Genomic DNA, 13001 nt, shown 5'->3' with positions numbered 1-13001 from the left:
CCTCAAAGAAGTTGCTTCTGTTTTTGTTTTATTTTGATACGTCCATAAAAAGATCAATGACGATTGATTGAATTACAAGGAGAAAAGTATGGAAGTAAAAAATTATGCAACATTTAAAGAAGGTGTAAATGCTTGTGTGCCAACTATTTTAGGTTATGTCGGAATCGGGATTGCGGCAGGTGTAGTTGGTAAAAGCGTGGGACTTTCTATATTAGAAATTGCTTTAATGTCAATTTTAGTTTATGCTGGCAGTGCGCAATTTATTATTTGCGGTATGCTGGCGTTACACTCACCAATTTCTGCAATTATTTTTACAACATTTTTAGTTAATTTACGACATTTCTTGATGAGTATGTCTGTTGCACCTTACTTTAAAAAAGAACCCCTCATCACAAGTGTTGGTATCGGAACCCTTTTAACTGATGAGTCATATGGTGTACTTATGACAGCTTTGAGTAATGAGCGTCCTGTGACCTCAGCCTGGACACATGGGTTGAATATCACGGCGTATATAACTTGGATTTTATCAACAGTAGTTGGTGGATTATTAGGTAATTGGATACCTGATCCGCATATGTTAGGGTTAGACTTTGCATTAGTTGCAATGTTTGCAGGTTTATTTATTCTGCAAGTAGATTATCCACTTAGGAAGAAAACGAAAGAAACATTAATTGTGATTGGCACAGTTTGTCTATCCCTATATTTATTTATGGGCTTTTTTACGCCTGAGATTTCTGTAATGTTGGCTACTTTATTAGGTTGTACAGTTGGGGTGGTGAATCATGGTAACTAGTCATTACGTATTATTAACAATTTTAGGTTGTTCATTAGTAACATGGATTCCAAGAATTATGCCATTTTTACTTTCAAAAAAAATTGATTTTCCAGAATGGTTTACCCGTTTTTTATCTTATATACCGATTTGTATTTTAACTGCACTTTTATTTCAAAGTATTTTAGAAGTTCAAACGACTGGTTTTCCAGAGTTAAAGACATTAGAAGCGATTAGTTGTATTCCAACGTTGCTTGTTGCTATTCGTACGAAAGACTTAATGAAAACGGTCATAGTAGGAATTGTAACGATTGCAATTTTACGTATTTTTTTAGGCTAAGTGCCAGAAGGAGAACAAAATGAACGAGTTATTAGCAAAAATATTTACAGCACTAGTGATCGATGAAAACGAAAATTACTACTTTTTACAAAAGAACGGTATTACTTTGAGATTGTCTAAAGAAGAAGGGGAACACGAAATTGGTGAGGCTGTAGAAGGTTTTGGTTATCTTAATCAAAAACAAGAACCAGCAATGACCACAGTAATCCCAACTGCTAAAATAGGTCAATATGCATTTGGAACAGTTACAGGGACTCGCAAAGATTTAGGTGCCTTTGTTGATATCGGTCTTAAGGATAAGGATGTTGTTGTTTCATTGGATGAATTACCGTTAATGCGTGAATTGTGGCCTAAAAAAGGCGATCAATTAATGGTTTCCCTAAGAGTAGATGAAAAAGATCGTATTTGGGGTGAATTGGCAGATGAAAAAATCTTTAAAGCCATGGCACAACCAGGTACTGAAGAATTGAAAAATAAAAATATTAGTGGTATTGTTTATCGTTTAAAAATGGTGGGAACCTTTATTTTAACGGATGATTTTCATATCGGTTTTATTCATCCAGCTGAACGCTATCAAGAACCTCATTTGGGTGAAAAAGTTGATGGGAGAGTAATTGGTGTTCGCCCGGATGGAACATTAAATCTTTCCTTAAAACCACGCGGCTATGAAGTGATAAGTGATGATGCAGCTATGTTGTTGACTTTCTTGGAGCGTGCAGCTGACCACAAAATTCCTTTTACAGATAAATCAAATCCAGATGAAATTAAGCAAACCTTTGGGATTAGTAAAGCTCAATTTAAACGGGCAATCGGCAACTTACTGAAACAAGGGAGAATTACGCAAGAAGATGGCTATACAATTTTAATTGAAGAGAAAAATGAAGATAGTCAAAAATGATGTTTTATATTTCTAATTGAGAATCACTTGCAAAAGATAACTGATTATTTTATACTTATTATAATTTGTTGCTGGAAAAAACTTTCCAGATTAAAATTATTATAATTAAGGGGCTGCATTTATGGATTCTACTGCTGCTTTAAAGAAAACGAAACAACAATTGCATGAATCTGGTTTCAAACTGACGCCGCAACGTGAAGCAACAGTTTTAGTCTTACTAGAGAATGAGAAAGACCATATGTCGGCTGAAGAAATTTATTTCTTAGTTAAACAAAAAAGCCCAGAGATTGGTTTAGCAACTGTTTATCGAACATTAGAAATTTTAACTGACTTAAAAGTTGTAGACAAGGTAAGTTTTAATGATGGATTAGCTCGTTATGATTTACGAAAAGAAGGCGCAAAACATTTTCACCATCATCTTTTATGTTTGGAATGTGGGAATATTGAAGAAGTGGAAGAAGATTTACTTGGAGATGTGGAGCAAGTCATTGAGCAACGCTATCATTTTATGGTGAAAGATCACCGTTTGACTTTTCACGGTATTTGTCAAGAATGCCAACAGAAAAAAAAGAAACAATCAGCTGAATAAGTAGATTCAATCGATTGTTGATTTATTTCTATATCATTTTTAAAAAGAGATTGACAATCCGAGTAGAATCTCATACAATAGCTTCAATAAACAATAAAAGTATTGACAAGAACTAGTAAGATAATGAAGGTCTACAGAAAGCAGCCGGTTGTTGAGAGGCGCACAATCCCGAAGTATCTGAATTCCTCTTTGAACTTCACACCGAATGAAGTAGGCTGTGACGGTTTTGCGCACCCGTTATTGTGCCAGGGTATAAGTGTTTTTGTACCTGTTAAGTCATTAAGTGAAAGCTTATTGTAAACAAAGGTGGTAACACGGATCTTTTCGGTCTCGTCCTTTTCAGAAATGAAAGGACGGGGCTTTTTTATTTTACTAGTTTTACGATTTATTTTATTGTTTGATTATAAGGAAAAAATGAAGGGAAGTTATCGTATGAGTTTTAAAGCATTAAGTCAACCGATTAATTTTGAACAAGTTAAATCTTTATCAAAGTTAAATGAAGCACAAGCTCAAAAGAAAAATGTACGCGATCAAGAACTTAAAAATATTATTGAAGGAAAAAGTCAAAAGATATTATTAGTAATCGGACCTTGTTCTGCTCATAATGAAGATGCTGTTATGGAATACGTCACGCGATTAGCAAAATTGCAAGAAAAAGTTCAAGATAAGATTTTTATGGTTCCGCGTGTTTACACGAATAAACCACGAACAAATGGTGATGGCTACAAAGGTTTATTACATCAGCAAAATCCTGAAGGAGAAAGTAATTTAATTCAAGGGATTGCTGCAGTTCGTCAGCTGCATAATCGAGTTATTTGTGAAACAGGTTTAACTACAGCAGATGAAATGTTATATCCTGAAAATTTGGAATTTGTCCAAGATTTAGTTAGTTACATTGCTGTGGGTGCACGTTCGGTAGAGGATCAGCAGCATCGTTTTGTGGCAAGTGGAATTGATCAGCCGACGGGTATGAAAAATCCTACTAGCGGCAATTTAAACGTTCTGTTTAACTCTTTATATGCGGCTCAGCAAAAACAAGAATTTATCTTTAATGGACTGGAAGTAGAATCCAGTTCTAATCCACTAGCCCATGTTGTACTTAGAGGTGGGTTAAACGAATATGGTGAAAATATTCCAAATTATCACTATGAAGATTTATTAAAAGTGGTTAATCTGTATAAATCAGGAAATTATCAAAATCCATTTATTATGATAGATACAAATCACGATAATTCAGGGAAACAATATAATGAACAAGTTAGAATTGTTAAAGAAACACTGATTAATCGTTCTTGGAATCAAGATATGAAAGAATGGGTTCGAGGATTTATGATTGAAAGCTTCTTAGAAAATGGTCGTCAAGAAGCAGATGGTAAGATTTTTGGGAAGTCCATTACAGATCCTTGCCTAGGCTGGACAGAAACTGAAAGATTAGTTGAGTATATTGCTGAAAATAGCTAGTAAAAAATCTGTTGTTTATCTAAACTTAAAGTGTGAAGCAAAACTAAAATAACAGTTTTGCTTCACACTTTATTTTTTACAAGTTATTAAGCAGTATAGATCCTATAAGTTAGCAAATTTTTCTAGTAAGCGAATCATTTGGCAAGTAAAACCATATTCGTTATCGTACCAGGCAACGGTTTTGACCAATTGAAAATCTCCAGAAGTTGTAATTTCTGTTTGAGTAGGATCAAAAATTGAACCCTCAGTAGTGCCGATAACATCCCCAGAAACAATTTCACGGTCATCATAACCAAAAGAAGGATTATCAACTGTATGTTTTTTCATTGCTTCATTCACTTGATCTGCTGTCACTTTTGTTTTCAAAATAGCTACAAGCTCTGTTAGAGAGCCATCAACTACTGGAACCCGTTGAGCGTGACCTTGTAGTTTCCCATTTAATTCCGGAATAACTAAGCCAATTGCTTTAGCTGCACCAGTTGAATGCGGAATTGTATTATCTGCTGCTGAACGAGCTGCACGTAAATTACCACCTTTGACAGGACCGTCTAAGAGCATTTGAGTGGAAGTATAGGCGTGAACTGTTGTCATTGTCCCAACTTCGATGCCAAATTCATTATTTAAGAAATAAGCCATGGGAGCTAAACAGTTTGTTGTACAAGAGCCAGCTGAAATAATTTTATCTTCTGGGGTTAACGTGTCGTCATTTACGTTATAAACGATTGTTTTCATGTCACCTGCTGGAGCAGAAATAACAACACGCTTAACTCCTGCATCCAGATGTGCTTGGGCTTTGGCTTCTGATGTATAAAAACCAGTGCATTCTAACACGATGTTCACACCATTATCTGCTACCCAAGGCAACTTACTTGCATCAGCTTCTGCGTATACTTTTGTTTCTTGTCCGTCTACAAGAATCCCATCTTCTGTTGCAGTTATTTTTCCCGGATAGGTTCCGTGAGTGGAGTCAAACTGAAGTAATTGTGCTAACATTGTTGGGCTTGTCAAATCATTGATTGCTACAACTTCAATATCATCGGAAACTTCTTTAATACGACGGAATGCTAAACGTCCAATTCGTCCAAAACCATTAATACCTACTTTTACTGTCATGCTAAATTTCCTCCTTTGATAATTAGAGCAAGCAAATGGAGCTAGAACTTACAATCATCATAAGTCTACAGCACTCGCCGACTTTTTTGCGATAGCTGTATATAATTGGTTATATCAAATACCTTCTATATAAGCTATACTATAAGGATGAACGCATCGTTTAATTTTGTCAAAAATCTTGTCTTTGGTTAGGCAAAATAGAGATGATCTAGTTTAATTGCCAATTTTTAAAGATCATTTTGGTCATCTGACAATTATGAAAGAAGAATTTGGCTAGACAAATTCAGCGATAACCTTTACAATAAGAAAGGCTTTTAAACTGCACAGTTTAGGTAGTTAGAATCTGAATAAGACAACGGTGATATAAAAGTTATTTATGCGGATTTTAACTTTACATACACCTTATATAAGATAGGAGGACAAAAAATGTCCATGTTTTTAGATCAGGTAACAATAGATGTCAAAGCCGGTAAAGGCGGAGACGGGATGGTTGCTTTTCGTAGAGAAAAATATGTTCCGGATGGCGGACCTGCAGGCGGTGACGGTGGTCGCGGCGGTGATGTGATTTTAATAGTAGAAGAAGGTTTGCGTACGTTAATGGATTTCCGTTTTAATCGTCATTTCAAAGCCCAACCTGGTGAAAATGGAATGAGTAAAGGAATGCATGGCCGTGGCTCAGAAGATACATTTGTAAAAGTTCCGCCAGGTACAACAGTTCGTGATGCGGATACAGGAACATTAATCGGTGATTTAATTGAAAACGGTCAAACATTGACAGTAGCAAAAGGCGGACGCGGCGGACGCGGAAATATTCGTTTTGCTTCAGCTAAAAACCCTGCTCCAGAAATCGCTGAAAATGGTGAACCAGGGCAAGAACGTAAAATTGAATTAGAATTAAAAGTTTTAGCGGATGTTGGTTTAGTTGGTTTCCCTTCTGTAGGAAAATCGACTTTATTATCTGTTATTTCATCTGCTAGACCGAAGATCGGTGCTTATCATTTTACGACACTAGTTCCTAATTTAGGGATGGTTTCGACGAGTGATGGTCGTAGTTTTGCTGCGGCTGACTTGCCTGGATTGATTGAAGGTGCATCTCAAGGTATTGGTCTTGGAACGCAATTCTTACGTCATATCGAGCGTACAAGAGTTATTCTACATGTAATTGATATGAGTGGAATGGAAGGGCGTGATCCATACGAGGATTATTTAGCGATTAACAAGGAACTAGCTTCTCATAACCTTCGTTTAATGGAACGTCCGCAAATTATTGTTGCGAATAAGATGGATATGCCTGAAGCAGAAGAGAATTTAAAGAAATTTAAAGAACAAATTGAAAAAGAACGAACAGATGAGTACGCAGATCATTTGCCAATTTTTCCAATCTCAGGTGTTGCACGTAAGGGAATCGATCCTTTACTAAATGCAACAGCAGATTTATTGGATGTAACACCGGAATTCCCATTATACGAAGAAGAAATCATTGAAGATACCGTTCATTATGGCTTCCAGCCTGAAGGGCCTGAATATACTATTGATCGTGATCCAGATGCTACATGGGTATTGTCTGGTGAAACATTGGAGCGCTTATTTAAGATGACCAATTTTGAGCATGATGAAAGTGTTATGCGTTTTGCACGTCAATTGCGTGGTATGGGTATCGATGAAGCATTACGTGCGCGTGGAGCTAAAGATGGCGATATTGTTCGGATTGCGGAATATGAATTTGAGTTTGTTGAATAGAATAAGTAATTTGTAGAGGAGAGCTGATGAAAATCGGCTCTTTTTTTGTAGGAACGTTAGTGATCTTATTCACAATAAGTTGCAAATAATTAAAATTTGTTTCCAAGGGTAATTTATTTTTCGTTCACTTAACTATTTAAATCGAAATTTTGCTGATTTTCGATAGCTGTTTCTAGAACAATTGAACTGTTGACGCTGGCAAACAGCATCCATTTTGCTAATAAATCTTTCATTTCACTAGGATTGGCAACAGTCGCTTTTACTAAATAATTGACGTGTCCGCTGACGATGTATACATCATTGACTGCAGGTGTGTTTTTTAATAACTTTAGTACTTTTTCAACTGAAAGAGTGACTTGGCTTAGTTCACTAAAAAAAGTAATGGTCTGGTCAATTTGTTCCAAAGATACTTGAATTGTGAAATTAGTGAGAATTCCTTGCTCAATTAACTTGTCAATTCGTTCTTTAACACTGGGACGGCTTAAATTAATTTTTTGAGATAATTCTACAATAGAGATACGAGAGTTTTCATGCAGAATTTTTAACAGTTTACGGTCTGTTTTATCCACTGGTACACCTCTTTCTTCAATATCCTTAATTAAATCTATTTCGTACATTAATTATAGAGGATATTAAGGTTAGATGCTATAGTAAATTAAATTTTAACAATTTTTCACTAAATAAATGGCTAAAAATCAACCTTTACATCCATTTTTTTCACATTGTAAAAATAAAGCTAAAACATTTTCTAATTCGAAAAGAAAACGCTTACTTTTTATTCGGATTTTTATATACAAAGTTGGGTGAGTTTCGCTATGATTAACGTATCTTAAGACGAACTGATATTTACTGGTAAATATGTTGTTTCTTCAATCTAAAAAGACAGAACCAAAAAAGGAGCAATCTTTATGGTGAGAAACAGATGGATTAAATTTATTTTGTTGTATATTGGCGGAGTTGTCGTTTCACTAAGTCAGCTAAAATTGGTGCCTATCCAAAATGAATTGGTACAAGAATTAGGAATCAGTCTTTCGATGGTATCGTGGTTAATGTCGATTTTTACAGTTTCAGGTATTTTTTTGGCAGTTCCAGGCGGTACTTTGGTTACACGATTTGGTCCTAAAAAATTACTATTGGCATTGATGGGATTTTTGGCATTAGGGAATTTATGGGGGGCTTTTTCTACTAGTTTTTGGTCATTACTTTTATCAAGAGCCGTTGAAGGAATTTCTTTTTCTATGATAATTATGGTAGGAATTGTTTTAATTAATTTTTGGTTTAAAGAGAATCATAGCGGAATTGCGACAGGGCTGTGGGGGACATTCTCAGCGTTAGGTTCTATGTTGGCAATGAATTTATTTAAACCAATCGTACAAAAATACGGACTACATTCATTATGGTATTTGATTGCTGTTTTATCCTTGATTCTGCTGTTTTTGTATCTAATTTTTCTAGATGAACCAGCTAGTCAAGCTATTGCTGAAGGTAGAAAAAAAGAGGGATCAGTCAAAAATGCGATGGAAAATAAAGCAATTTGGCTTTTAGCAGTAGCTCAAGGCTGTATGGCATTCATTTTGTTCGCTTTTATCAATCTCTATCCCGTGATTTATACACAATATTACGGTTTGTCAGAAAATTTAGCTAATAGTTATACAGGATATTTTGGGTTGTTTGGAATTCCATTTGGAGCTCTAGCAGGTTTTTTGATAGACAAACTGAAAAAAGGACAAGTAATTATATTTTGTTCGTTTTTACTAATGTTAGTCGCTACGTTTTGGATGGGGTATTTAAACAGCAATATTACATTTATTGCTCAACTTTTTGCACTATCTGCAGGAGCAAGCTTATCTTCTTCCTGTGTCATGATTCTGGCACCAAAAGTTGTCAAACAAGAGCGATTAATCGGTGCAAGTATTTCGTTTATTAATTTGTTTTATTATATTGGTATTTTTATCGGTACACCTTTAGTGACCAAAGTCAGTGAAATCGGTGACTCTTGGTTGACAGCAATTTATTTGCTGGTCGCAGTTGGAATGATTGCGTTACTTGCTGTGATAGGGTTTATCCGCTTGAATAAACATAAAGTTTTATCCTAGTTAATTAGTTAGTAAGGCAGCTTGCTGCTTTTAATGAAAAAGATTTGGAAGGTGATGTAGAGATGGAAAGAAAATTTCAAACAGATCGGGCTAGTGCACAAGAAATGGACAAATTAGATCCGCTAAGAAAAGTAAGAGATCGCTTTTATGTTCAAGCAGATGAGATTTATATGGATGGGAATTCATTAGGCTTAGCTTCAAAGGATGCTGAAGAGGCGTTACTTCGTATGATGGAAACTTGGAAAAAAGAAGGGATAAAACTATGGGATGCGTTATTCCATTATGCTGGGAAATTAGGGGAGATGTCAGCACCATTAATTAATGCTAATCCAGATGAAGTTGTTATTACTGGAAGTACCACAATTAATATTCATCAATGTATTAGTACGTTATACAAACCGACGAAAGAGCGCTATAAAATCTTGGTAGATGATTTGAATTTTCCGACTGATCGTTACGCTGTAGACAGCCAAGTTCGTCTCCACGGATACGATCCTAAAGATGCGGTTAAAGTAGTGAAAAGCTCAGACGGACGTTTAATTGATGAAGCTGCTGTTATTGAGGCTATGACTGATGATGTTGCTATGATTTTATTGCCGACAGTTCTATATAGAAGTTCTCAAATAGTCGATATGAAACGTGTAACGGATGCTGCTCATCAAAGAGGAATTTTAATCGGCTGGGATTTATGCCATGCAATCGGAGCAATTCCAATGGATTTCAAAGATATTCAACCAGACTTTGCTGTGTGGTGTACGTATAAATATCTATCCGCTGGTCCGGGGTCAATTGCTGGTTTATACATGAATCGCAAACATTTTAAAGAAACACCTGGTTTAGCGGGTTGGTGGGGAAATAAAGATGATACCCAATTTGAGTTAAAACATGAGTTTGAACATCAACACGATGCTAGCGGCTGGCAGATTGGTTCACCAAGTTTCTTGGCTATGGCACCGTTAGAAGGAACCTTGACTATCTTTAACGAGATCGGTATGAGTAAAATCCGTGAAAAATCATTAAACATTACTGCCTATCTTATGTATTTGATTGATGAAAAACTCTCGCAATATGGCTACACAGTTGGAAATCCACGTGAAGATAGTAAACGGGGTGGGCATGTTTGTTTGGAACATGATGAAGCTTACCGCATTTGTAAAGCATTAAAAGAAGCGAATATTATTCCTGATTTTAGAGAACCAAACGTTATTCGTTTAGCACCAATTGCCTTATACAACACATATGAGGAAGTCTACACATTAGTAGAAACACTTGAAAACATCATCGTAAATAAAAAATATGAAAAATTCAGTAACGAACGCACATTAGTCGTTTAAAAAAATAGTGAGGTGAAAAATATGCTTATCGGTATTCCTAAAGAAATCAAAAATAATGAAAATAGAATTGCAATCACACCAGCTGGCGTTGTTAGTTTAGTTAACAATGGTCATCAAGTGATAATTGAAAATAATGCCGGGCTAGGTTCTGGTTTTACAAATCAAGAGTTTGAAGAAGTTGGAGCAGTCGTTGAAGCGGATGTTGCAAAAGTTTGGCAGTCAGAAATGGTTATGAAAGTGAAAGAACCCTTAAAAGAAGAATTTCAGTATTTTCATGATGGTTTGATATTATTTACTTACCTGCATTTAGCGCCTGAACCTGAATTAACAGATGCTTTAATTGAAAATAATGTGACCGCTGTTGCTTATGAAACGATGACCCTAAATCATACACTTCCTTTGTTAACACCAATGAGTGAAGTTGCTGGCAGAATGTCTGTACAAGTTGGTGCACAATTTTTAGAAAAGCCAAAAGGCGGTGAAGGCATCTTACTATTTGGTGTACCTGGAGTAGAAAGAGGAAAAGTAGTCATTATTGGTGGCGGGGTTGCTGGAACGAATGCAGCTAAAATCGCAATTGGTTTAGGAGCAAAAGTAACAATCTTAGATGTCAATCCTAATCGTCTAGCTGAATTAGATGATTTGTTCGGTAATCATGTTCAAACATTAATTTCCAATGCCTATCATATTGAAAGTAAAGTCAAAGAAGCTGACGTAGTTATTGGTGCAGTGCTTATTCCAGGTGCAAAAGCGCCAAAACTAGTTACCGAAAAAATGGTTAAACAGATGAAACCCGGGGCAGTTATTGTTGATATTGCTATCGATCAAGGTGGCATTTTCGAAACAACAGATCAAATTACTACACATGATAATCCCACCTATGTAAAACATGGTGTCGTACACTACGCAGTGGCAAATATGCCGGGAGCTGTTCCTCGAACATCTACATTTGCTTTAACAAACGCAACACTTCCTTACGCAGTAGCAATTGCAAATAAAGGTATTGTTCAAGCAGCTAAAGAAAATGAAACAGTTTCTACGGGAATTAATACCTATAAAAAACATCTTACAATGGCAGCTGTTGCAAAAGATCAAAGTAAAGAATATACACCTATTTATGAATTAATTAGTTAATTAAAGTAAAAGCATCCTATTTCTGAGTAAAATTCTATTCAGAAATAGGATGCTTTTTTATTTTAAGCTTCATTTATGTTTTTAGTTTTATGATTAACTCAGATAAAGGAGGAGTTCAAATGGTTAAATTGAAAAATAGTTTTCAAAGAAAAGAAAAAAAATATCCGTTAGATAGTGTTACATACCAGAAACTAAGAGAAAGACTAATTCCTTTCATGCAGGAAGATGACTATGGATTACATACAATTATGTCGATATATTTTGATACGCCAAGTTACGAAATGATTCGACATTCTATCAGTAAACCAGCCTATAAAGAAAAATTTCGGATTAGAAGTTATGGGATTCCCAATAATGATTCAGATGTTTTTTTAGAAATTAAGAAAAAGGTTAAAGGAGTTGTCTATAAACGAAGGATTGCATTGAACTATCAACTTGCGAAAAAATATATTCAGTATCCTCATTCATTTAAATTAAAGGGCATTAAAGATCAACAAATTAAACAGGAAATAGATTGGGTATTGGCGAGAAAGAAACTTGAACCTAAAGTAATGATTGCTTATGACAGAAGAGCGCTGTTTGCTCATGATAATCAAGATTTTCGGATTACGTTTGACTTTAATATACGGTATTGCAAAATTAACGGGAAAAATGAGCTGAACGATTCCGGTGAGCGAGTAGCCCCTGAAATAGATGTATTGATGGAAGTTAAAGCTTTAGGTGCTTATCCCCTTTGGTTTTCCGAAATTTTAGCTGATCTGGAGATCTATCCATCTTCTTTTTCAAAATATGCCCAAACCTATGAAAGATATTTATATTGTAAGGAGGATTTTAGTTATGTTGTCTAGTTTATTAATTGAAAATACCGAAAGTACGGTAGATTTATCCTATCAGCAATTATTAATTTGTATGCTGGTTTCGATTCTATTAGGACTTTTAGTGGCTATTGTCCATATGTATAGAAATGTTTATAGTAAAAATTTTGTAATTACCTTAGCTGTCTTACCGATCCTTGTTCAATTAGTGATTATGCTGGTAAATGGAAATCTAGGAACAGGTGTTGCTGTGCTAGGTGCGTTTAGTTTAATTCGATTCCGCTCAGTTGCTGGAGGCGCTAGAGAAATTACTAGTATTTTCTGGTCAATGGGAATTGGTTTAGCAACAGGAATGGGCTTTATTGGTTATATAGTTTTATTTTCAGTAATTATTGCGGTCTTTTTATTGCTTTTAAACACAGTTCATTTCGGTGAAAAACAAAGAGTAGCGGAACGGGAAATTAAAGTCACCATTCCTGAAGACCTAGATTATCCGGGACTGTTTGATGATTTATTTCAAACATATACCTATGCTGCTAATTTAGATTCAGTAAAAACAACGAATATGGGCAGCCTTTATGAATTACGCTACCGAGTGACATTAAAAGATAACCAAAATGAGAAGGAGTTGATGGATGCCATGCGTGTTAGAAATGGTAATTTAACGATTGTTTCAGGCAAAGTATCAACAAATAGAGAAGAATTGTAG

13 protein-coding genes and 1 other annotated feature are annotated in these 13001 nt (G+C 35.4%); of the genes, 11 read left to right on the top strand and 2 right to left on the bottom strand.

What is annotated here, in order from left to right; genetic code table 11:
* The first annotated feature begins 88 nt into the window (after positions 1 to 88).
* The 5 genes from C240_RS02625 to C240_RS02605 all read left to right on the top strand — a co-directional run bounded on the left by C240_RS02625 (position 89) and on the right by C240_RS02605 (position 4060).
* Positions 89 to 793: an AzlC family ABC transporter permease gene (locus C240_RS02625; RefSeq protein WP_271490644.1), complete on the top strand. Its 705-nt coding sequence runs from the start codon at positions 89 to 91 to the stop codon at positions 791 to 793.
* Positions 783 to 1112, top strand: a complete 330-nt coding sequence (locus tag C240_RS02620) for an AzlD domain-containing protein (RefSeq protein ID WP_271490643.1) — start codon at positions 783 to 785, stop codon at positions 1110 to 1112. Before C240_RS02625 ends, C240_RS02620 begins: the two co-directional genes overlap by 11 nt.
* A 19-nt stretch (positions 1113 to 1131) precedes the next feature.
* The gene (locus tag C240_RS02615) at positions 1132 to 2010 is read left to right on the top strand and encodes a CvfB family protein (RefSeq protein ID WP_271490642.1); all 879 of its coding nucleotides are present in this window, start codon (positions 1132 to 1134) and stop codon (positions 2008 to 2010) included.
* A 121-nt stretch (positions 2011 to 2131) separates the two neighbouring features.
* Complete coding sequence (gene fur / locus C240_RS02610; RefSeq protein ID WP_271490641.1) at positions 2132 to 2599, top strand: ferric iron uptake transcriptional regulator; 468 nt, start codon at positions 2132 to 2134, stop codon at positions 2597 to 2599.
* Between the two features lie 93 nt (positions 2600 to 2692).
* Positions 2693 to 2940 (top strand) — a binding site (T-box leader).
* 91 nt (positions 2941 to 3031) lie between these two features.
* Entirely contained in the window at positions 3032 to 4060 is a 1029-nt protein-coding gene (locus C240_RS02605; RefSeq protein WP_271490640.1) for a 3-deoxy-7-phosphoheptulonate synthase, read from the top strand.
* Positions 4061 to 4162: 102 nt separating this feature from the next.
* Here the strand turns inward: C240_RS02605 and gap are convergent, their stop codons facing one another.
* The gene (gene gap / locus C240_RS02600; RefSeq protein ID WP_271490639.1) at positions 4163 to 5173 is read right to left on the bottom strand and encodes a type I glyceraldehyde-3-phosphate dehydrogenase; all 1011 of its coding nucleotides are present in this window, start codon (positions 5171 to 5173) and stop codon (positions 4163 to 4165) included.
* Between the two features lie 426 nt (positions 5174 to 5599).
* On the opposite strand from gap, the gene obgE reads away from it, so the two are divergent.
* Positions 5600 to 6913: a GTPase ObgE gene (gene obgE, locus C240_RS02595; RefSeq protein ID WP_271490638.1), complete on the top strand. Its 1314-nt coding sequence runs from the start codon at positions 5600 to 5602 to the stop codon at positions 6911 to 6913.
* Between the two features lie 128 nt (positions 6914 to 7041).
* Here the strand turns inward: obgE and C240_RS02590 are convergent, their stop codons facing one another.
* Positions 7042 to 7482: an Lrp/AsnC family transcriptional regulator gene (locus C240_RS02590; RefSeq protein WP_271490637.1), complete on the bottom strand. Its 441-nt coding sequence runs from the start codon at positions 7480 to 7482 to the stop codon at positions 7042 to 7044.
* Between the two features lie 339 nt (positions 7483 to 7821).
* Between C240_RS02590 and C240_RS02585 the strand changes: the two genes are divergently transcribed.
* The 5 genes from C240_RS02585 (at position 7822) to C240_RS02565 (ending at position 13001) form a co-directional block, all read left to right on the top strand.
* Positions 7822 to 9009 carry an MFS transporter gene (locus C240_RS02585; RefSeq protein WP_271490636.1) on the top strand — a complete coding sequence of 396 codons (1188 nt, stop codon included), beginning with the start codon at positions 7822 to 7824 and terminating at the stop codon, positions 9007 to 9009.
* A gap of 62 nt (positions 9010 to 9071) precedes the next feature.
* Complete coding sequence (gene kynU / locus C240_RS02580; RefSeq protein WP_271490635.1) at positions 9072 to 10343, top strand: kynureninase; 1272 nt, start codon at positions 9072 to 9074, stop codon at positions 10341 to 10343.
* Positions 10344 to 10364: 21 nt separating this feature from the next.
* Complete coding sequence (gene ald / locus C240_RS02575) at positions 10365 to 11477, top strand: alanine dehydrogenase (protein ID WP_271490634.1); 1113 nt, start codon at positions 10365 to 10367, stop codon at positions 11475 to 11477.
* 119 nt (positions 11478 to 11596) lie between these two features.
* A complete protein-coding gene (locus tag C240_RS02570; protein ID WP_271490633.1) occupies positions 11597 to 12325 on the top strand; it encodes a polyphosphate polymerase domain-containing protein in 729 nt (242 codons plus the stop codon).
* The gene (locus C240_RS02565) at positions 12315 to 13001 is read left to right on the top strand and encodes a DUF4956 domain-containing protein (protein ID WP_271490632.1); all 687 of its coding nucleotides are present in this window, start codon (positions 12315 to 12317) and stop codon (positions 12999 to 13001) included. Before C240_RS02570 ends, C240_RS02565 begins: the two co-directional genes overlap by 11 nt.

It is taken from the genome of Enterococcus sp. 5H (assembly GCF_028128615.1).
GTDB lineage: Bacteria > Bacillota > Bacilli > Lactobacillales > Enterococcaceae > Enterococcus_L.
Note: the sequence above shows the minus strand (reverse complement) of the source record. Positions and strands in the feature narration are given on the sequence as shown.